This window comes from Nocardia sp. NRRL WC-3656, from assembly GCF_000720265.1.
Lineage (GTDB): Bacteria > Actinomycetota > Actinomycetes > Mycobacteriales > Mycobacteriaceae > Nocardia > Nocardia nova.
In genome coordinates, this window is the sequence record NZ_JOJF01000005.1 from 24,711 (window position 1) to 43,618 (window position 18,908).

At 69.0% G+C, this 18,908-nt stretch carries 19 protein-coding genes; 12 read left to right on the plus strand and 7 right to left on the minus strand.

Going from position 1 to position 18,908, the window contains the following annotated elements:
* Window position 1 precedes the first annotated feature (1 nt).
* The gene (locus IG65_RS0108795) at window positions 2-772 is read left to right on the plus strand and encodes an SDR family oxidoreductase (protein WP_030514352.1); all 771 of its coding nucleotides are present in this window, start codon (window positions 2-4) and stop codon (window positions 770-772) included.
* Window positions 769-1,806 (plus strand): phosphotransferase family protein, encoded by a 1,038-nt coding sequence (locus IG65_RS0108800; RefSeq protein WP_030514353.1) that lies wholly within the window; start codon window positions 769-771, stop codon window positions 1,804-1,806. The genes IG65_RS0108795 and IG65_RS0108800 overlap by 4 nt, the downstream gene beginning before the upstream one ends.
* A gap of 11 nt (window positions 1,807-1,817) precedes the next feature.
* On the opposite strand, the gene IG65_RS0108805 is transcribed toward IG65_RS0108800, so the two are convergent.
* Both IG65_RS0108805 and IG65_RS0108810 read right to left on the minus strand, forming a co-directional pair.
* Window positions 1,818-2,798 (minus strand): hypothetical protein, encoded by a 981-nt coding sequence (locus tag IG65_RS0108805; protein ID WP_030514354.1) that lies wholly within the window; start codon window positions 2,796-2,798, stop codon window positions 1,818-1,820.
* Window positions 2,799-2,945: 147 nt separating this feature from the next.
* The gene (locus IG65_RS0108810) at window positions 2,946-4,109 is read right to left on the minus strand and encodes a CdaR family transcriptional regulator (protein WP_156055541.1); all 1,164 of its coding nucleotides are present in this window, start codon (window positions 4,107-4,109) and stop codon (window positions 2,946-2,948) included.
* Window positions 4,110-4,558: 449 nt separating this feature from the next.
* Here IG65_RS0108810 and IG65_RS0108815 point away from each other — a divergent pair, with 449 nt between their 5' ends.
* From IG65_RS0108815 to IG65_RS0108830, 4 genes are all read left to right on the plus strand, one after another.
* Window positions 4,559-5,101, plus strand: a complete 543-nt coding sequence (locus IG65_RS0108815; RefSeq protein ID WP_030514356.1) for a hypothetical protein — start codon at window positions 4,559-4,561, stop codon at window positions 5,099-5,101.
* A gap of 209 nt (window positions 5,102-5,310) precedes the next feature.
* The gene (locus tag IG65_RS0108820) at window positions 5,311-6,228 is read left to right on the plus strand and encodes a DAPG hydrolase family protein (RefSeq protein WP_231509107.1); all 918 of its coding nucleotides are present in this window, start codon (window positions 5,311-5,313) and stop codon (window positions 6,226-6,228) included.
* Window positions 6,229-6,253: 25 nt separating this feature from the next.
* Window positions 6,254-6,460: a hypothetical protein gene (locus IG65_RS0108825; RefSeq protein ID WP_231509108.1), complete on the plus strand. Its 207-nt coding sequence runs from the start codon at window positions 6,254-6,256 to the stop codon at window positions 6,458-6,460.
* Between the two features lie 95 nt (window positions 6,461-6,555).
* Window positions 6,556-7,347 (plus strand): tetratricopeptide repeat protein, encoded by a 792-nt coding sequence (locus IG65_RS0108830; RefSeq protein WP_030514359.1) that lies wholly within the window; start codon window positions 6,556-6,558, stop codon window positions 7,345-7,347.
* Here IG65_RS0108830 and IG65_RS0108835 read toward each other — a convergent pair.
* Window positions 7,335-8,063, minus strand: a complete 729-nt coding sequence (locus IG65_RS0108835) for a M50 family metallopeptidase (RefSeq protein WP_197039808.1) — start codon at window positions 8,061-8,063, stop codon at window positions 7,335-7,337. The two genes, IG65_RS0108830 and IG65_RS0108835, sit on opposite strands and share 13 nt — an antisense overlap.
* 123 nt (window positions 8,064-8,186) lie before the next feature.
* On the opposite strand from IG65_RS0108835, the gene IG65_RS0108840 reads away from it, so the two are divergent.
* Complete coding sequence (locus IG65_RS0108840; protein WP_051755615.1) at window positions 8,187-8,522, plus strand: hypothetical protein; 336 nt, start codon at window positions 8,187-8,189, stop codon at window positions 8,520-8,522.
* 50 nt (window positions 8,523-8,572) lie between these two features.
* Here IG65_RS0108840 and IG65_RS0108845 read toward each other — a convergent pair whose 3' ends face one another.
* Complete coding sequence (locus IG65_RS0108845) at window positions 8,573-10,126, minus strand: succinic semialdehyde dehydrogenase (protein ID WP_030514362.1); 1,554 nt, start codon at window positions 10,124-10,126, stop codon at window positions 8,573-8,575.
* 242 nt (window positions 10,127-10,368) lie between these two features.
* Here IG65_RS0108845 and IG65_RS0108850 point away from each other — a divergent pair, with 242 nt between their 5' ends.
* From IG65_RS0108850 to IG65_RS0108870, 5 genes are all read left to right on the plus strand, one after another.
* The gene (locus IG65_RS0108850) at window positions 10,369-11,595 is read left to right on the plus strand and encodes an MFS transporter (protein WP_051755617.1); all 1,227 of its coding nucleotides are present in this window, start codon (window positions 10,369-10,371) and stop codon (window positions 11,593-11,595) included.
* Between the two features lie 215 nt (window positions 11,596-11,810).
* Entirely contained in the window at window positions 11,811-14,255 is a 2,445-nt protein-coding gene (locus IG65_RS0108855; protein ID WP_030514364.1) for a sensor histidine kinase, read from the plus strand.
* Window positions 14,233-14,658 carry a roadblock/LC7 domain-containing protein gene (locus tag IG65_RS0108860; protein ID WP_030514365.1) on the plus strand — a complete coding sequence of 142 codons (426 nt, stop codon included), beginning with the start codon at window positions 14,233-14,235 and terminating at the stop codon, window positions 14,656-14,658. Before IG65_RS0108855 ends, IG65_RS0108860 begins: the two co-directional genes overlap by 23 nt.
* Window positions 14,655-15,038, plus strand: coding sequence for a DUF742 domain-containing protein (locus IG65_RS0108865; protein WP_030514366.1), 384 nt, complete (start codon window positions 14,655-14,657; stop codon window positions 15,036-15,038). The genes IG65_RS0108860 and IG65_RS0108865 overlap by 4 nt, the downstream gene beginning before the upstream one ends.
* 6 nt (window positions 15,039-15,044) lie before the next feature.
* Window positions 15,045-15,626 carry an ATP/GTP-binding protein gene (locus tag IG65_RS0108870; RefSeq protein WP_030514367.1) on the plus strand — a complete coding sequence of 194 codons (582 nt, stop codon included), beginning with the start codon at window positions 15,045-15,047 and terminating at the stop codon, window positions 15,624-15,626.
* Between the two features lie 30 nt (window positions 15,627-15,656).
* Here IG65_RS0108870 and mtnC read toward each other — a convergent pair whose 3' ends face one another.
* The 3 genes from mtnC to IG65_RS0108885 are packed head-to-tail and all read right to left on the minus strand — an operon-like array spanning window position 15,657 to window position 18,666.
* On the minus strand, window positions 15,657-16,388 hold the full coding sequence (mtnC, locus tag IG65_RS0108875) for an acireductone synthase (protein WP_051755619.1): 732 nt from the start codon (window positions 16,386-16,388) through the stop codon (window positions 15,657-15,659).
* Complete coding sequence (locus IG65_RS0108880) at window positions 16,385-16,957, minus strand: acireductone dioxygenase (RefSeq protein ID WP_030514369.1); 573 nt, start codon at window positions 16,955-16,957, stop codon at window positions 16,385-16,387. The genes mtnC and IG65_RS0108880 overlap by 4 nt, the downstream gene beginning before the upstream one ends.
* Window positions 16,954-18,666: a bifunctional S-methyl-5-thioribose-1-phosphate isomerase/methylthioribulose 1-phosphate dehydratase gene (locus IG65_RS0108885; RefSeq protein ID WP_030514370.1), complete on the minus strand. Its 1,713-nt coding sequence runs from the start codon at window positions 18,664-18,666 to the stop codon at window positions 16,954-16,956. The genes IG65_RS0108880 and IG65_RS0108885 overlap by 4 nt, the downstream gene beginning before the upstream one ends.
* Between the last annotated feature and the right edge of the window lie 242 nt (window positions 18,667-18,908).

The window sequence follows — 18,908 nt, forward strand, 5'->3', positions numbered from 1 at the left end:
TATGCCGAACGCGGATCTGACCGGCCGCACCGCGATCGTCACCGGCGCCTCGCGCGGCATCGGCCTCGCGACCGCGCAGGCCCTCGCCGCGGCCGGGGCCAACGTGGTGCTGACCTCGCGGGATCAGGAATCGGCAGACGCGGCGGCCGCACAGGTGGAGGGCAACACGCTCGGCATCGCCGCCCACGCCGTCGACGAGGAGGCCGCGCGCAGCTGCATCGACCGCACCCTCGAGCGGTTCGGCAGCGTCGACATCCTGGTCAACAACGCGGGCACCAATCCGGCGTTCGGCCCGGTGATAGATCAGGACCACGGCCGGTTCGCCAAGATCTTCGACGTCAACCTGTGGGCGCCGATCCTGTGGACCTCGCTGGCGACCAAGGCCTGGATGGGTGAACACGGCGGCGCGGTCGTGAACACCGCCTCGATCGGCGGTATGGGTTTCGAGGCGAACCTCGGTCTCTACAACGCCTCCAAGGCGGCGCTCATCCACCTCACCAAGCAGATGGCGCTGGAGCTGTCGCCTCGGGTCCGAGTCAACGCCGTCGCGCCCGGCGTGGTGCGGACCAAGCTCGCCGAGGCCCTGTGGCGCGAGCACGAGAATCTGGTGGCCGACGCGACCGCACTGGACCGGATCGGCGAACCCGACGATATCGGTTCGGCGATCGCGTTCCTGGTATCCGACGCCGCGCGCTGGATCACCGGTGAGGTGATGGTCGTCGACGGTGGGCAGCGGCTCGGCCACCCGGCGGCATTCCGGGCGGCACCGTGACCGCCACGCCGGAGCAGGCCGGGGGCATCGACACCGCCGCCGTCACCCGGTGGATCGACGGTCTGGGGGTCGGGCTGACCGGCGCCCCGACCTTCACCCGGATCGGTCTCGGCCAGTCCAATCTCACCTATCTGGTGCGCGACGCCGGACACCGCTGGGTGCTGCGGCGGCCACCCCTCGGCCGGCTGCTGGCCTCCGCGCACGATGTGGTGCGCGAGTCGCGGATCATGTCCGCGCTGGCCGGAACCGATGTTCCGGTGCCGGCAATCCTTTCCGTCACAACGGATTCCGAGGTTTGCGACGCACCGGTGGTGCTGATGGAATACGTCGACGGACAAGTCGTGGACACCATGGAGGTCGCGGAGTCGCTGACTCCGCAACGGCGCCTGGCCATCGCCCGGTCCCTCACCCACACGCTGGCGCGTATTCACGCGGTCGATCTCGAGGCGGTGGGGCTGGCGGATCTGGCCAGTCACAAACCGTATGCGCAGCGGCAGCTGAATCGATGGTCGCGGCAGTGGGAGCAGTCACGCACCCGCGAGGTGCCCGAACTCGACGATCTCACCCGCCGGCTCGCCGGATCGATTCCGCCGCAACGGGAAACGACATTGGTGCACGGTGACTTCCACCTGCGCAACGTGATCACCTCGCGGGAGACCGGCGCGGTGGTGGCCGCGCTGGACTGGGAATTGTCCACCCTCGGCGATCCCCTCGCGGATATGGGGAGTCTGCTCGCCTACTGGGTCCAGGCCGGCGAGGACCTCGGCGGTGACTTCCCGGCGTCGGCACTGCCGGGTTTCCCGAACCGAGCCGAGATGGCGCGCGCCTACCTCGACGAAACCGGCCGCGACCGCGACGTCCTCACCTTCTGGCATGTGCTGGGCTTGTGGAAGCTTGCGATCATCGCCGAGGGCGTGATGCGGCGCGCGGCTGATACGCCGAGCAACAAGGCCGCCGCGGGCACGCCGACCGTCGAACGCATCGACGCGATCATCGCCCACGCCCGCGAGATCGCGGCGGCCGCGGGGCTCTAGCCGCGGATCGCTCAGATCGCCACAGGGGTCGCGAGTACCTCGGTGACGGGTCGCCGCGGCGTCTGCGGCAGCGACGCCGCGCCGGCGGGCAACCAGCCCAGTCGCACTATCGTCTGCGGGTAGGCGCACTCCAACAGCACGCTGCGGCGAATGTGGGAGCGCAGGTCGGGCATGGCCAGCGGTTCGGACTGCAGACTGGATGACAGGCCCAGCGTGGTCGCCGACAACAGCAGCGCGCTGAGCGCTTCCCCCGCTCGCAGCCGAGAGAGCTGGTCATCGCCGGCCGTGCACATCACCAGCCATTCGGCGGCCTCGGGTTCGGTGGCCGGATCGGCTAGTTCCGGTGACTCGAACCGGCGTCTGGCGATCTCGTCATCGGCACGCGGGGCAGGCGTATTCGCGGCCGGGACACCGTCCGAGGTCCCGTGCCGACCGCTCCAGACCGCCAGCTCGTGCAGATAGGCGGGATCGGCGGCGTGGCGCAGCGAGGCGACCCGGGCGGCTTCGGCCAATTCCGGGCGCAACTCCCGCGGCACCTGCCGGGCGGCGGCGCCGTAGGTCCGGGCGGCGGCGGACACCTCCCGCACGAATGCCTGCGGCACCGGCCGCGCGCTGTAGCGGCGGCGATCCGACTGCCGGTGGCCGATCGCCGCGGCGAGTTCGATATCGCGCGGCGACGGCCGGTACGGGCGCACGGTGATGGCCGCGAGGTGATCGGGATCGGCGTCGTCGGGAAGGTAGGTGACCCGCGCGGACCAGCCGAGCACGGCCAGCGCCATCCGCATGTGATGCAGTGCCGCCCCGCAGCTCAGGAGCAGTGCGCGCTGGGCCGGATCGGTCACGACCAATTGCCGGGACCGGTCGGCGTACAGGTGGGCGGCGTCCTCGCGCAGCGACCACCGCCACGGTTGGGTGTTGTGCACCGAGGGTGCGCGCACGGCCATATCGACAGCGTCGGCGAATACCGCGGTGACCGGATCGGCGAATGTCATGGTGCCGGTCCTTTCCTTTCGAGCGTCGCACGGACATCTGGGCGCGGTGCCCGGATCTCGGGCCCGCGTTGTTCCCATGTATCGATCAACCGCCGGCCCGGGCGCGGAGTTTCGTAATAGTTGACAAAATGTGGACGATTCTCCTTATTAATCGACGCACGAGCCCGGGTGACCGGAACACAGTTCCCGATAGCGCAACGCCCACCACACCTGCTGCATCACGTGCGAATCCTTCAGTGACGCACCCGTGAGCTCCTCGAACCGGGACAGCCGATAGCGGACCGTGTTGTGATGCAGATACAGCCGATGACCGGTCTCGCTGGCATTGCAGCCGGCCGCCAGATAGGCATCGACGGTCTCGAGGATCGCGTCGGCGTCGACGTCGACGAGCGGGTCGATGTAGCGGCGGACCATCGCGGCCCCGACATCGCTGTCGCCGACGACGGCCGGTAGGAGGCCGAGGTCGGTGAGCGTGTGGCGCCCCGGACGCCCGAACAGGCGCGCGGTCTCGGCGACCCGGCCGGCGATATGCAGCGAATGGGGAACCCGCTCGAGCGGACAGGCCGGGCCCACCCCGAGGAACACTCCGGCCGAGGGTGCGGAATCGTCGCGCGGATCGCAGATGCCGACCACATCGCGTTCCAGGATCGCCACCACACCACCTGGCGGCCGGAATCCCGGCCGTTGCCGCAGCTCCCACTCCGTCTGTTCCGGCTCCGCGGTGATCGCGCGGAAGGCCGAATACGTCGCGTCCAGGCGGAGTCCGATGTGTTGGGCACGGCGGCGCAACTCACCGGCGGGCAAAACTCCCTCGGTCAGCGCCCGCACCATATCGTCGCGCCGGGTATCGAGGCGGCGGGTGATCTGCGCTTCGGCTTCGCGGTGGGCGGAGGTGAATGCGACGGTGGCCGCGTCCGAGGCGCGCAGCAGGGAACCGAGGACCGACAGCAGCGCCGAGCCGCGCCGGGTCGCCCAGTGTTCGGAGGTACTGATGCGTTCGATCACCTCCCCCACCACGATCTGCCATCCGCGCAGCATCGCGTCGAGCGGCACACCGAGTTCGGCCCGCAACGCGCCGTAGGCTCGGAATTCCGCGAGCTCCTGCTCGTCGAGTGGCCGATCGGCCGCGGTGGCGGTGATCAGACGATCGATCACGGCGGCGATCGACGGCGTCAGGCTGGCGGCGGCAATCCCCCGGTACGCCGGAATCTCCCGCTGCAGCCGGGTACAGATGTAATCGGCCAGCTCGACGGGATCGCCGATCGCGGAGGGGGGCAATCGCAGGGGCGTCGAACCGTCGTCGTCGCTCACATCGATCGACAATACGACGCGCGGGTGCGGGAGCGAAGGTGTTCGCGACGGGGCCGCCGAGTCGGAAGGAATCCGTTGTCGCAGCACCCTGGCCTTCGCGACATCGAATCGGTGGTGCCGAGTCGATCCGATGCGGGTGTGGACGTGGCGCGGATTCCCGAGCGGTGGGGTACGCCGCGGGAGCCGGGAGCATCGCCGCGATGCGCGGTTCGAACCGGCCGCGGCGTTCGCCCGGCGATGCCACCGGTGGACGTCTGCTTCCGGGCCGGTCGCGACGATTCACATTTTCCGCGAACGCTCGGCAAACCCACTGTGCGCGAAGCGATTTCACGAACCGCGGATCGGAAACCGAACACCGGCGCGCTATCTGGGTAAGAATGAGAACGGCCGAGATCCGGCCACAGGGGACATGTCGGCCCGGCCGGGCCGACGGAATGTGGGGAAAGATCATGAGAGCCAAGAAATTCGCCGCTACCGCGCTACTGGCCGTCGGTGCCACCACCGCGGCCGCGGGCGTCGCGCAGGCCGCACCGGCCACGGCCTCCGAGATCGCTGTGCGCGGGGACGAACAGGGCGTCGGTTTCGTCACCGCGCCGACCGCCGACCACACCGGTCTGACGACCACCGTGGACGCCGGATCCTTCACCGTCACCGGTGATGCGGTCACCCTCACCGATGCCGCCGGCCGTGCCGTCGCCTCGGTGCCGCTCGGTCTGCGCACGGCGTCCGGAACGGTCGGCCTCACACCGCGCATCGACAACGCCGGCCGGACCCTCACGCTGACACCGCAGTCGGCCACCGATCGGACCGCGCAGGCCATCGACGAGGCCTCCGACACGCTCGCTCGCAAGCAGTACAACGCGGGCGTCGGTGCCCTCGTCGGCGCCGGAATCGGTGCGGTGCTGGGCTTCTTCCTCGGTGGTGTCGGCGCCCTGGTCACCATTCCGATCGGTGCCGGGATCGGAGCCCTGATCGGCTACTCCACGCCGTAGCCGGCACCTCGCGCGGCCGTGCGGTCCCTCGCCCGGCGAACCCGCACGGCCCGCGACGGGCCGCCCGATCACCATATGCGGCGGCCACACTGGGACATGTCATGATCATGTCGCCGCGGGGCCGGTGAACCCACCGGCATTCACGAATCCTGTTGGGAGCCGCCATGATCGGCGCGCCCGCGCGGCGCGCCCGGCAGTAGCCTCGTCGCATGGTGAAATCGTCGGCTCTCTCGCGGCGCAGGGCATTGGCCCTCGCGGCCGTCGGCGCGGGGGCGTTCGCCGTGGTCCGGTCGTCACCGGCTCACGCCGACGGGCCCGACAACGTCCGCTACGGCGGGTATTCCGCGCAGGACCGCGCCCAGCCCTATGCCCACTTCATGACCGAGCACACCGCCCCACCGCAACCGGCGGTCACCGACGCGTACGCGGGGCCACCCACCCCGGCGGAACGTATTCCGCCCTTCTCCGCGCTGACCGCGGAACTGGGCCCGTCCGGCTGCGCGCCGATCGAAACCGGATACGGGCACACCGATTCCGGAATCGTCTGGGTGGCGGTACGCACGGAGATGCCGCGCGTGACCGCCGCCATGTGGGATTGGTGGTTCGGGTGGCATCTGGCGGAATCCGCCCGGTACAAGCTGTGGCATCCGGATGCGCACATGTACGCGGAGGTCGCGGCCGACCGGACGGGCGGGGCGATGCCGGACCGGCAGCGGTATGTCGGCAACATCTCCTACGTCGATGAATACATCGGCCCGAAGTTGCAGCAGCTCGCCATCGCCTTCCACGATCCGGTCGCCTACGGGTTCACCGTCCCCGAGGACCACACCGTGGTGCTCGGACGGGTCGGCAGCAGCGTCGCGCCCGTCGACCTGGGCTGGCTGGCCCACCAGGTCCGCCCCGTTGCCGGTGGATGCGAGATGCGCAGCCGCTTCTATCTGCGCATCTACGGAGTCCACACCCTGGATCCGGTGCACACCGCGCGTGCGGTGCAGCGCGGTGCCGCCGCCGACGTCGACGACCTCGTACCAGGACTCGACCTCGCTCGTGATCTGCTGTTGCACTGCGGGCAGGAGATGAACCATCTGGCTCGCTTCCTGCCCGAGCTGTACCACGAATTCGCCTGACGGATTCGGCAGTCACAATGGTGGAGTGCCGGATTCGCAGATCTCCCCCGCCGTCGCCGCGCTGATCCGCTGGCAGGACAGCGGTGGCGTCTGGCGCGTGCTGGGCAGGCGCGGCACGCACGTGACCATCGGATTGTTCGAATGCACCGGCGGAGACGAGGTGGACCGCATCGTCTCCACGGACCCGGCCCTGCGGGCGTTCGTCGGGCAGCGCGGCAGCAGCGAGGACTGAACCCGCCGGTTCGGCGCCATTTTCCGGCCGCAGGGACTACGGTGTGCGCGGCAGCGCATCGATTCCCCCCTACAGCTGCGGCGAAAGGCGGCGCGATGGCCGGTACCGGTGAGGCGAATCGCCCCCTGGCCGAGCGATATCCGGGCACCGAGCCGGTCGATTGGTGCGGTGTCACGGTCCATCCGATGTACTCGCAGCGCCTGGGAGCGGAACCGACGGTGGTGCGGTTGTCGCTGCGCGCCGCGGCGCCCCCGTCGGGATTGCTGGGCCTGGGTATCGGGTTGTCGGTGATCGACGGCTCTGTGATGGTGCGCGGGAGCAGGCTGCCGGGCGTCGATGTGTGGAGCGATGCCCTCGCCGAGGGGATCGATCTACGCCTGTCGGGAACCGGCCCGGCGGCCGCCTACACCCTCACCCCGGTGTGGATGACGGCCGCGGGCGCGGTCGAATCATGGACGGGCAACTACGGACTCGTCATCGAACGCGGCTCGGGTGCGACCATGGTGCTGCGCTGCAGTACCGGCGTCGGAGAACCCGATTTCGGCGAATTGGTGGTGGCGGTGACCGCCACCGTCGACGCCGCCGGCGATCAGGACCGGTTCCGGTCCGCGCTCTACCACCTCGGCGTGGAGGCGCACACTCGCGGCGACCTCGACCAGGCCCGGCGGCTGTGGCGGCAGGCGGCCGATCTCGGACATACCGGAGCGGCCTACGATCTCGGCGTACTCGGTTACCGCACACGCGAATTCGACGAGGCGCAACGCTGGTGGCGTGTCGCGGCGGAGCAGGGCGACCCGCGCGCGATGGCCGGTCTCGCGGAAGTGCTCGAACGCCGGGGTGATTCGGATGCGGCCCGCCGGTGGCGTGCACAGGCTCAGGACGGCTGAATCCCCAGTAGCTGCCCCCCACCCAGCACCAGCGCCGCGACAGTCAGCAGGCCGAACACGACGACCCACAGCCGCGCGGGAATGCGGGTGAGCCAGGCCAGCTGATCGGCATCGGATCCGTCGCCGCGCACCGACACCTGCCACAGTTCGATCACCGCGCGCACGCCACCGAACAGCAGGAACCACGTGACCACATAACCGAAGACACCCTGCCACACCGCGGTTCCGTACCAGGACACCGCGAAGGCGGCCCCGCCCACGCAGATCACGGCGAGGAAGCCGAACAGATTGCGGATCACCACGATCAGCACCACCAGCGCCGCGATGAGGATCCACAGCATCATCGTCTGGCGTCCGGTGCCGAGCAGGATCGCGAATCCCAGCCCCACCGCCGACGGGGCCGGATAACCGGCCAGGGTGGTCAGCACCATCCCGAAACCTCGTGGCTTGCCGCGAGATACGGTCACCCCCGAGGTGTCCGAATGCAGCCGGATACCGCTGAGGGTGCGGCCCGTGCAGATCGCCACCACCGCGTGGCCGATCTCGTGGGCGATCGTCACACAGGTCCGCAGCACTCGCCACACCGGCCGGTAGAGCACCACCGCCAGTGCCGCCGCTGCCGTCGCCAGCACCACCCATACCGGCGGCTGCGGAGAGATCGTCGTCAATTTATCGGTTACCGACGACACCGCATCGGCCGTTCGAGACAGCTGCACCGCCGTAGGGTAGCGGTCCCTCCGATTCGGCCGGATACGACGGGGTATTCGGCCGGTGAACGCTTAGGCTTGCGGTCGAATTGCCGGGATCGGCCCGGCACGCGGCCTCGACGAGGAGACCAGATGACACCCAGGGCCCATCGCAGCATCGCCGCGCTGTTCGGCACCATCGCAGCGGCCGCGGTGACCGCGGGCCTGCTGAGTGGATGCTCGGACGTGCAGCGCGCGATCAACAAGGGTGGCGACACCCCGTGCAGCGACTACGTCAAACAGGACGCCGACACCAAGCGGGTCACGATCACCAAATTCGTGAAACAGCAGACGAACAACGATCACGAGCCCGCCGGCACCCAGGTCGACGCCACCATGGCGGCGGTGGACTTCCTGTGCGCCAACCAGCGCAACGCCGACACACCGATCAAGAACGCGAATCTGACCGGAATCTTCTTCAACCAGTAGGTGCGCGCCGGGTCGGTCACCGGAGGCTCCCGGTGACCGACCCGGTGTTGTCAGCGTCCGGGCAGGTAGCGGAAGCTGCGCGCGAGCGTCATCAGCAAGGCCTGCCATTTCGACTGCGGAATCCCCAGCGGCGCATCCAGATTCATTCCGCGGGTGACGACAACCGTCTGCGGTTCGGTGAACTTCAGCAGTCCGTCGGGGCCGTGGCGGCGACCGACACCGGAGATGCCCATACCTCCCATCGGTGCGCCGGTGCTCCCCCACGCCGGTGCGTAACCTTCGTCGACACAGACGGTTCCGGTGCGCAGCCGGGCCGCGATGGCCTGGCCCTCGGACGCGCTGCTCGCCCATACGCTGGCGTTGAGCCCGTATTCGGTGTCGTTGGCGCGGGCGATCGCCTCCTCGACATCGGCGACCGGATAGATCGAGACCAGCGGACCGAAGGTCTCGTTGCGTCCGCATTCCATCTCGTCGGTGACCTTGCTCAGGACGGTCGGCTCGAAGAACAGCGGCCCCAGATCGGGGCGCGCGTTGCCGCCGGCGAGAATTTCGGCGCCCTTGGACGTGGCGTCGGCGACATGCTTGGTGACGGTCTCGAGCTGCGCCGGTGAGATCAGGCTGCCGATATCGGTCGAGAAGTCGTAGGCCGCACCGAGTTTCGCGGCGCCGACCGCCTTGACGAACTTCTCGCTGAACTTCGCCGCGATCGACTCCTCGACGTAGATCCGCTCGATCGAGATGCACAACTGGCCGGCGTTGGAGAAGCAGGCACGCACGGCCGCCTTGGCGACCTTGTCCAGATTCGCGCCGCGGGCCACGATCATCGGGTTCTTACCGCCGAGCTCGGCGGAGAATCCGATCAGCCGCTTGCCGCACTGCTGGGCCAGTTCGCGCCCGGTCGCCGAGGAGCCGGTGAACATCAGGTAGTCGCACCGGTCGACGATCGCGGTGCCGACCACGCCGCCCGGGCCCGGAATCACCTGCAGCACATCGCGGGGCAGACCCGCGCGCAGCAGCAACTCCACGCTGGCCAGCGACGAGTACGGTGTCTGGCTGTCGGGTTTGACCACGACCGCGTTGCCGGCCAGTAGCGCCGGGATCGAATCGCCGATCGACAGCACCATCGGATAGTTCCACGGCGCGATGACGCCGACCACACCCTTGGGCTGGGTGCGTACCTGCGCGCGGTTGAGCACCGGGAACGCACCGGGCACCGAATGCGGTGCCAGCAATTTCGGCGCGACGCGCGAGAAGTAGCGGGCCGCGAACATCATGCCCAGAATTTCTTCCTGCGCCGCCCACCGGGCCTTGCCGGTTTCGGCCTGGATCACGTCCATCAGGTATTCGCGCTCGCTGATGATCAGTTCGCGGAAGCGTTCCAGCACCGCCGCCCGTTCCTTGGGCGTGCGTTTCGCCCATTCCGCCTGTGCGGCGCGGGCGCGGGTGAACGCGGCGCTCACATCATCGGCGGTACCCACCGGCACCTCGCCCAGCGGCCGCCCGGTGAACGTCTCGGCGATGGTCTTGTTCGCGTGTTCGCGGGAACTGTCGACGGACGCGAACGCCCGCAGACGCTCGAACACCGCAGCTTCCGGCACGGGCATCGTCGCCTCCTACTTGTGAGTAATGTAACCCTCCGATACACATAATCTACCGCGCGCTGCGCGGGCATATCTCCGCCCTGGGACGGATATTGTCCCGGACTTTCGGCGGGGTGGGCCACCGAGCGGCACATGCGTCACACCGGGGCGCTCCGGCGGGCGTTTTCCCTGCCCCGGCCGCATGCCGATGCGATCATGGATCCGATCGGGGCGGCGGGCAGATCGGCGAGGACCGGAGGCGGATCATGGCGGCTCGGCGAGCCGATGCGCGGCCCAGGCGGGACCCGGCCCCGCCGCTGGGGGCCTGGGGTTTCGTGGTCCGGTTCGGAATTGTCAGCTTGCTGGCGGATTTCGTGTACGAAGGGGCGCGGTCGATCACCGGGCCGCTCCTCGGGTCATTGGGTGCGTCCGGATTCGTCGTGGGCGTGGTGACCGGCGTGGGCGAGGCGGCCGCACTGGTGCTGCGCCTGGTCTCGGGCCCGCTGACCGACCGGACGCGGCGGTTCTGGGCGTGGACCATCTCCGGCTATGTGCTCACCGTGGTCAGCGTCCCGCTCCTGGGCCTCGCGGGGGTGCTGTGGGTGGCGGCCGCGTTGGTGATCGCCGAACGGGTCGGCAAGGCGGTGCGAAGTCCGGCCAAGGACACGTTGCTCTCGCATGCCACCACGGTCACCGGCCGCGGTCGCGGCTTCGCGGTGCACGAGGCGCTCGATCAGGTCGGCGCGGTCGCCGGGCCGCTGACCGTCGCGGCGGTTCTGGCCGCGACCGGCGACGATTTCACTCCCGCCCTCACCATGCTGGCGATCCCGGGTGCGGCGACGCTGCTGTTGTTGGTACGCATCCGAATCCGTGTTCCCGATCCGGCACGATACGAACCCGCCGCCGCGGCGCCTCGGCCCGGAATCTCGAGAGTTCCGCTGCCGCGCCGGTTCTGGCTGTATTGCCTGTTCACCGCCGTCTCGATGCTCGGCGCCACCACCTACGGCGTGCTGTCACTGCACATGGTGGCGGCCGGGGTGTTCACGGCGGCCACGGTGCCGGTGGTCTATGCCGCGGCCATGGGAGCCGACGCCGTGGCCGCGCTGGCCTCCGGCTGGCTGTACGACCGCGTGGGCGCGAAAACACTACTCGTCCTGCCGGTTTCGACCGCACTGGTGCCGGTCTTCGGTTTCGCGGGTGGCATGGGCGCTGTGCTGGCGGGTGCACTGCTGTGGGGTGCGACGGTCGGTGTACAGGAATCCACGCTGCGCGCCGTGGTGGCCGATCTGGTTCCGGCCGATCGCCGTGCCACCGCCTACGGCATCTACGCCGCCGTCCTCGGCGCCGCCACCGCCGCCGGCGGCGCGATCACCGGATTCCTCTCCGACACATCGTATTCGGCATTGATCGCCACCGTCGTCGTGGTCGAGTGCGCGGCCGTGGTCGTCCTGTCCGCCCTCGCCGCCCGCCGACGCCCAGCGGCGGGCCGGTGACAGAACGCGCTGACTCACAGCGGTATTCGAGCGCAGATATACCTAACACTGTTCAAACGTGTGACTTGCCACAATGTCTCGACGGCAGTCATCTTCGCCACACTTGATAATCCGCCTCTGACCTGCGAACTCATACCGGGTCGCGAAAGTCAATGTAGGTCTCGCTCAGTGGCATCCGCCCTGAAGTTTGAAACATCGCCCGTTATGTTGTGCCGATGTTGAGAGCGAGGCTCGGTATCCGAACCCGCATCCTGGCCATCGCCGTGATTCCGAGCTTGACGTTGCTCGGAATCGGTGTGGGCACAGCGGGTTATCTGGTACGGGAGGGGCAACACGCCAAGGACTGGGCATCGATCCTGGGCAATGCCAATGTGCACACTCGCGAGATGATCGCCGCGGTCGAACAGGAACGGATGCTGTCGCTGTGGCATCTGGCCGGTGAGCACGGCGACCCCGCCGCTCTCGGCGCGGCGCGCACGCGAGTGGACAATGCCCTGCAGGCCCTGGCCGCCACCGAGAACAAACTGATGACCAGCGGTTCGAATCCGATGGGTGACGACACCGGCGGATTCGAAACCCTCAAGAAGCAACTTCCGGCCATTCGCGGCGGGATCGACGCGGGCGCGCTGCCGATTCCCGAAACCTACGCCATCTACAACCGCATTCTGGATGCCGTCGTCGTCGGCACCAATCTCACCATCCCGACCGCGCCCGACGCCGCGGTCGCCCAGCAGCTCGCCGGCGGTCTGCGCACGCTGCACGCGATGGAGGGCATGTCGCGCAGCGCCGCCCTGACCGCGGCCGAACTCAACGGCCAGATCCTGGCCGGGCAGATGCGCGACGACTACCGCAACCTGGTCGGTTACTACCGCACCGAACTCCCCCAGCTCGCCGCGGATCTCACCGGGCCCCCGGCGGACAAGATCAAGACCGTCATCGCCTCCCCGGCCTGGCAGCAGCTGGCCGCGATGGAGGACTACCTCATCCATCCGCCGGCGCCCAACAAGAACGGCGAATTGCCGCCGCCGCCGATGAGTTTCGCCGATTGGCGCACCTCGGCCGAACAACTCGGCGACCAGCTGCTCGCCGCCTGGCAGTATCAGAACGACCACGCCAACCAGACCGCCGTCGACGACGGCGACCGCACCGCGACCAACTCGCTGTGGGCCGGCGCCGGCGTGCTGGCGATCGCGATCATCGCCTTCCTGCTCTCGCTGTGGCTGGCCAACCGGTTGATCGGACGGCTCAAGCGGCTGCGCACCGAAACCCTCGCGCTGGCCGAGGTGCGCCTGCCCGAAACGATGCGCCGCCTGAGCGAGGGCGAGAACGTCGATCCCGAGATCGAGGCGGCCCGACTGGACTTCGGTCACGACGAGATCGGTTCGGTGGCCAACGCGTTCAACCGCGCTCACACCGCGGCCGTCGCCGCCGCGGTCACCGAGGCGCGCACCCGCGAGGGCGTGCGCGCGGTATTCCTCAACATCGCGCACCGCAGCCAGATCGTGGTGCATCGCCAGCTCGAGATTCTCGACGAAGCCGAACAGCGCCAGGAGGATCCGGCGCTGCTCGAGACCTTCTTCCGGCTCGACCACCTGGCCACTCGCGAACGCCGCAACGCCGAGAATCTGATCATCCTCGGCGGCGGCGAACCCGGCCGGCAGTGGCGGCGCCCGGTGCCGCTGGTCGAGCTGGTACGCAGCGCGATCGGTGAAACCCTCGACTACGCGCGGGTTCGCGCGCATCGGATGCCGCAGGTGTTCATCGTCGGCAACGTGGTCGCCGACCTCATCCACCTGCTCGCCGAGCTGGTCGACAACGCCACCTCGTTCTCCCCGCCGCAATCGCGGGTCGAGGTGAGCAGCAACGTGGTCGGCAAGGGCGTGGCGATCGAGATCAGCGATCAGGGCATGGGCATGCCCGCCGACGAACTCGAACGCGCCAACGACATGCTGCGCAACCCACCGGATTTCGGTGTGGCCACACTGTCGGCCAATTCGCGCCTGGGCCTGTTCGTGGTCGCCCAGCTGGGTGCTCGCCACGGCATCACCGTGCGGCTGTCGGAATCCGACTACGGCGGCATCCGCGCCATCGTGCTGGTGCCGACCGCCGTCGTCGCCGCCGATGCGCCGCTGGCCGACCATCTGCCCGAACGCTTCGCCGGCCGCCGTCCCGAGCCCGCGATGACCGGTGAGATGCCGGCCATCCCCGCGGCCGAAACGACCTCGGCCGCAACGTCGCTGGCGACCCTGTCGCCGCCGCAACCGCAGGCCTGGTCCGATTACCCGCGCACCGACAGCGCGCCACGCACCGACGACCGGAGCTGGGCCGACACCCCGGCCCGGCGCGAGGCTCCGCCGCGCCACGAGCTGCCCGCGACGCCCACCGACCAACCGGCCCGTCGCAGTCCGCAGCGCCCGTCCTACACTGGCAGCGATGCTCGCCCACCGTTGCCCCGCCGTCGCCGACAGGCCAGTCTGGCACCGGAATTGGCGCACGACCCCCAACCCGACGCTGCGTCCCCGCAGCGGCCGCGCTCGGCGGAACAGGCTCGAGACCTGATGTCCGCCATCGAGAACGGAACCAGGCAGGGGCGGCGATCGCAGCCCGGCCCCACCCCGGACGAACAGGAAGGCGAAGGTGACTTCTTCCAACGCAGGTGATCTGAACTGGCTGCTCGACGATCTGGTCGATCGCCTGGCCGGGGTGCGCTACGCGGTGGTGCATTCCACCGACGGGCTGCTGCTGGGCCGATCGACGTCGATGAGCCGCGAGGACGCCGAACACTTCGGCGCCATGTCGGCCACGCTGTACGGGCTGGCGCGCAGCGCCGGAAACCGGTTCGACGGGGGCGGCGTACGCCAGGCCGTCATCGAACTCGACCGTGCGGTACTGTTCGTCACCGCGGCCGGTGACAACGCATGTATCGCATTGCAGGCCAACGAGAACGCGAATCTGGGTATGGTGGCCTACGAAATGAATCTGACCGTGCAGCGAGTCGGTGGTTACCTGTCCACCGATCCGCGTAACGGTCTGGCCGAGCACGTGGAGCATAGATTGTCATGACGCGCTTCGGTCAACCGTGGTTCGACGATGCGGCCGGCCCTCTGGTCCGACCGTACGCCGTGACGCGGGGCCGCACCATGGGGGCGGGACACGATCTGGACATGCTCACCCTGGTGGTGACCGTGTCACCGGGTCCGCCGCTGCGGCGCGTCGAACCCGAATACGCGGAAATCGTTCGGCTGTGCCGGACCCCGCAATCGGTAGCCGAAGTCTCGGCGAGACTCAAGCTACCGTTGGCGGTGACCAAGATCCTCGTCGGTGATCTCATCGGTGAGGGTCTGCTGAATTTCCGGGCCCCCGCCCGGACCGACACCGATACCGGCGGGACCGGCGAACTGAACATTTTGCGAGCAGTACTCGATGGAATCCGAAAGCTGTAGAACACCGTGCCTGATATTTCGTCCTCGGCCGACCTGGCTGCCTCGGTCAAAATCCTCGTAGCCGGCGGTTTCGGCGTCGGGAAGACCACCATGGTGTCCTCGATCAGCGAGATCACGCCGCTGCGCACCGAGGAATTGATCACCGAATTGTCCACCGGCATCGACGATCTGTCGGGCGTGGAGGGCAAGACCACCACCACCGTGGCGCTGGACTTCGGTCGCATCACCATCGACCAGAACCTGGTGCTGTACCTGTTCGGCACACCCGGCCAGGACAGATTCTGGTTCCTGTGGGACGAATTGGCGCGCGGCGCGCTCGGCGCGGTGGTCATCGCCGACACCCGCCGGCTGGAGAACTCCTTCGCCGCCATCGATTTCTTCGAACGGCGCGGGCTCTCGTTCGCGGTCGCGGTGAACTGCTTCGACAACGCCCCGGTCTACACCACCGAGGAGGTGCGCGACGCGCTCGATCTCGACGCCCACATTCCCGTGGTGCTCTGCGATGCGCGCGACCGCAGTTCCTGCAAGACGGTGCTGATGACGCTGGTCGAACATCTCATCGCGCGAGCCACCAGCTCGGTGGCCTGAGCGTTCCGAGCGTCGGATCGGCGCGGCCGCTCAGCGGGCGGCCGCGACCGGATCCAGCTCGGCGAAGCTGCCGATCCACCTGTGCGGCGGCCGCGGCGCATTCGGCTCCCCGGCACGGGTGACGCCGATCGCTTGCCAGTCCGCGGCCACCGCCGCATCCAACTCGTCGGGATGGTCGGACAGGAACAGGATCTCCTCCGCCGGCACGCCGATCTCCGCCGCGATGCGGCGGTAGGACTGCTCCTCGCGCTTCGGCCCGGCATTGGCCAGGTCGAACCAGCCGCTGATCAGCGACGCCAGCTCGCCGCCGCGCGCATACGCGAACCAATCCTGTTGATTGCGTACCGAACCCGACGAATACACCCACAGGGTGAGTCCGGCGCCGTGCCAGGCACGCAGCGCCACGGGTGCGTCGGGGAAGAACTCGCCGAACAGGGCGCCCTCGCGGAATCCCCGAGCGCAGATCACCCCCTGCGCGGTCTTCAGCGGCGCCGCCTTGACGTCGGAATCCAGCCAGCCGCGCAAGATGCCGGCGATCTCGTCGAGGTCGGCGTCGGGCCGCCCGGCCAGGTCACGGGTCTGCTCGATCACGGTCTTCGTGGTGCTGTCGGAGTCCTCCGCCAGCCACTGCGGCAGTCGGCGGCGGGTGTAGCCGTACAGATCTTCGCGGACCGAGCTGGTGGGGCTGGTGGTGCCCTCGATATCCACGACGACCGCTCGGATGGGCCGTGCCCGGTTGTCGTCTCGATGCTCGTCGCTCATGCGGCGACGAGCTCGTCCAGCGTCGGAAAGCCTTGTGCGATGGGGTCGCCGGTGAAATCGCCGATCCACCCGTCGGCCTCTTCGAAGAACCGGATCGCCACGAAGTCCGGCCGGGTTCCCATATCGAACCAGTGTCGCGTCCCTGCGGGCACCGACACCAGATCACCGCCCTCGCACACGACCGCGACCACCTCCGGTTCCAGGTGCAAATAGAAGCAGCCGCGACCGGAGACGAAGAAGCGCACCTCGTCCTCGGCGTGGCGATGCTCGGACAGGAACTTCTGCCGCGCCGCGCGCGCCTGTTCGAGCCACTGCGGATCGCTGTCGTCGGGATGCAGGCGGGCCAGGTCGATGTGGCGGTAGCGGCCGTCGGCGTTGAGATCGCCGATCCGATCCCGGTAGTGGCCGAGAATCTCCTCGGACGCGATGTCGGCGGTCACGGCCTGAGCGGGCCAGCGATCGAAAACGATTCCGCGCGTGGCGAGCTCGGCCGCGATGCGGTCCGGGTCGGTGGTGTGCAGGCGCACGTCGGCCGGATCGGTATCGGCCGCGATATGCAACAGGGTCATTGCGGTTGCTCCTCGAGAATGCGATCGGTGGAGATGTCGCGGCGCCCGGTGAGCGACACCAGTTCGCACAGGGCTTCCAGGCATTCCGCGCGGTCGCGGGCCTGCGCGAGATCGGCGCCCCAGGCGGTGATGCCGTGCCCGGCGATGAACAGCACCGGCGGGGCCGCCGGATGTGCGCGCAGATACCGGTCGATCTCCGCGCCGATCAGCGACACGTCGGCGTGGTTGGGAAATACCGGAATGTCGATGGTGTCGCCGGAGCGCAGACCCTTGATCAGTTCGAAACCGGTGAACCGCATCGGGTTCGGGGCGCCGACGGAGGCCGCGGTCGCTCGCGGTGAATGTACGTGCACCACCGCCGCGGCCTCGGTCGTGCGGTAGATCGCGGTGTGGATCGCGGTCTCCGCGGAGGGACGGCGGTCTCCGGCGATCGGTTCGGAGTTCTCGATCCGCACCCGGACCATATCCGCGGCGGTCAACTCGCCTTTGGACAGGCCGCTGCCGGTGACGACCGCGGTGGAATCCGAGGCCGTATTCGATGCCACTCCGGAAGCGCCGTCACGGACGGAGATGTTGCCGGCGGTGCCCGGCATCCAGCCGCGGGCGTAGAGGTCGCGCGCCAGAGTGGCGATCGCGGCGGCGGTCGGCGAATCGGCGGGGTCCTGGGCACCGGAATCGGCGGCGCGGGAATCGTGGGCCACGATCGCCTGCGCCGCAAGCGGATTCGCCTCGTCGATCAAGCCGTTCTCGGTGACCACGGCCGTCACCAGTTCGGGCGGTGTGACGTCGAAGGCCGGGTTGAAGACCGCGGTACCCTCGGGGGCGGCCGCGTAGTCGCCGACGTGGGTGATCTCGGCCGACCCGCGCTGTTCGACGACGATGCCGGCGCCGGTCGCGGTCGCCGCGTCGCGCGTGGATTCGGGGGCCACCACGATGAACGGGATGCCGTGATGGCGAGCGGCCAGTGCCAGTCCGTATGTGCCGATCTTGTTGGCCACCGAGCCGTCGGCGGTGATGCGGTCCGCTCCGACGATCACGCAGTCCACCTGCCCGGTCGCCATCGCCCAGGAGGCGGCGGAGTCGACCGTGAGCCGATGCGGAATGCCGGCCTCGGCCAGTTCCCAGGTGGTCAGGCGCGCGCCCTGCAGCAGCGGGCGGGTTTCGTCGACCAGGACGCTGTCGATCACGCCGCGCGCGTGCAGCACCCGCAGCGCCCCGATCGCCGTGCCGAACGCGGTGGTGGCCAGGCGGCCGGTGTTGCAGTGGGTGAGCATCCGCAAGGGACGGTCCGGGCACAGCCGTTGCACCAGGTCGGCGGCGTGTTCGGCGGCGGCCCGGTTGACCCGGCCGTCTTCGGCGAGCAGTGCTTGCGCCTCGGCGAGCACTCCCGCCGCGCCGCCGTCGTCGAATTTCGCCAGGGCTCGTCGCACGCCCCAGGACAGATTCACCGCGGTGGGCCGGGCGGCCTCGATCCGGACGGCCTCGGCTCGGACCTGTTCGGGATCGCCGGGATGGGCGAGCGCGGCGAGGGCGACTCCGAAGGCGCCGGTCACGCCGATCGCGGGGGCGCCGCGCACGGCCAGGGTCGCGATCGCGTCGATCACCTGGTCGACCGTCGTCAGCCGCAGCGTGCGCACCTCGTGCGGCAGCGCGCGCTGATCGATCGTCACCACGGCACCGTCGACCCACGTGATCGAACTTTCACCCATTCCGCGCACAACCCTCACCACTCGACCCTGCTACCCCTCAAACGGTAGCGAATCAGAGGCCATCGGCCCGCACCAGGTTTACCCTCGCCCGGATCCGATCCCATGGCTCCCGGCAGGGGTCGTGAGCACTCCTGACAACGGCAGTGGGTGCAAACGTGCACCGCGTGCACGGCGGCAGGGGGCCGACTCCGCTGTGGCGCTCGTCGCGAACCGTCGCGATCCGGCATGTGCGCGCAGCGAGT

Coding starts and splice junctions, on each gene's coding strand:
- IG65_RS0108795 (WP_030514352.1), top strand. CDS start 2: ATGCCGAACGCGGATCTGACCGGCCGCACCGCGATCGTCACCGGCGCC.
- IG65_RS0108805 (WP_030514354.1), bottom strand. CDS start 2,798: ATGACATTCGCCGATCCGGTCACCGCGGTATTCGCCGACGCTGTCGAT.
- IG65_RS0108815 (WP_030514356.1), top strand. CDS start 4,559: ATGAGAGCCAAGAAATTCGCCGCTACCGCGCTACTGGCCGTCGGTGCC.
- IG65_RS0108820 (WP_231509107.1), top strand. CDS start 5,311: ATGGTGAAATCGTCGGCTCTCTCGCGGCGCAGGGCATTGGCCCTCGCG.
- IG65_RS0108830 (WP_030514359.1), top strand. CDS start 6,556: ATGGCCGGTACCGGTGAGGCGAATCGCCCCCTGGCCGAGCGATATCCG.
- IG65_RS0108840 (WP_051755615.1), top strand. CDS start 8,187: ATGACACCCAGGGCCCATCGCAGCATCGCCGCGCTGTTCGGCACCATC.
- IG65_RS0108845 (WP_030514362.1), bottom strand. CDS start 10,126: ATGCCCGTGCCGGAAGCTGCGGTGTTCGAGCGTCTGCGGGCGTTCGCG.
- IG65_RS0108850 (WP_051755617.1), top strand. CDS start 10,369: ATGGCGGCTCGGCGAGCCGATGCGCGGCCCAGGCGGGACCCGGCCCCG.
- IG65_RS0108855 (WP_030514364.1), top strand. CDS start 11,811: ATGTTGAGAGCGAGGCTCGGTATCCGAACCCGCATCCTGGCCATCGCC.
- IG65_RS0108865 (WP_030514366.1), top strand. CDS start 14,655: ATGACGCGCTTCGGTCAACCGTGGTTCGACGATGCGGCCGGCCCTCTG.
- mtnC (WP_051755619.1), bottom strand. CDS start 16,388: ATGAGCGACGAGCATCGAGACGACAACCGGGCACGGCCCATCCGAGCG.
- IG65_RS0108880 (WP_030514369.1), bottom strand. CDS start 16,957: ATGACCCTGTTGCATATCGCGGCCGATACCGATCCGGCCGACGTGCGC.
- IG65_RS0108885 (WP_030514370.1), bottom strand. CDS start 18,666: ATGGGTGAAAGTTCGATCACGTGGGTCGACGGTGCCGTGGTGACGATC.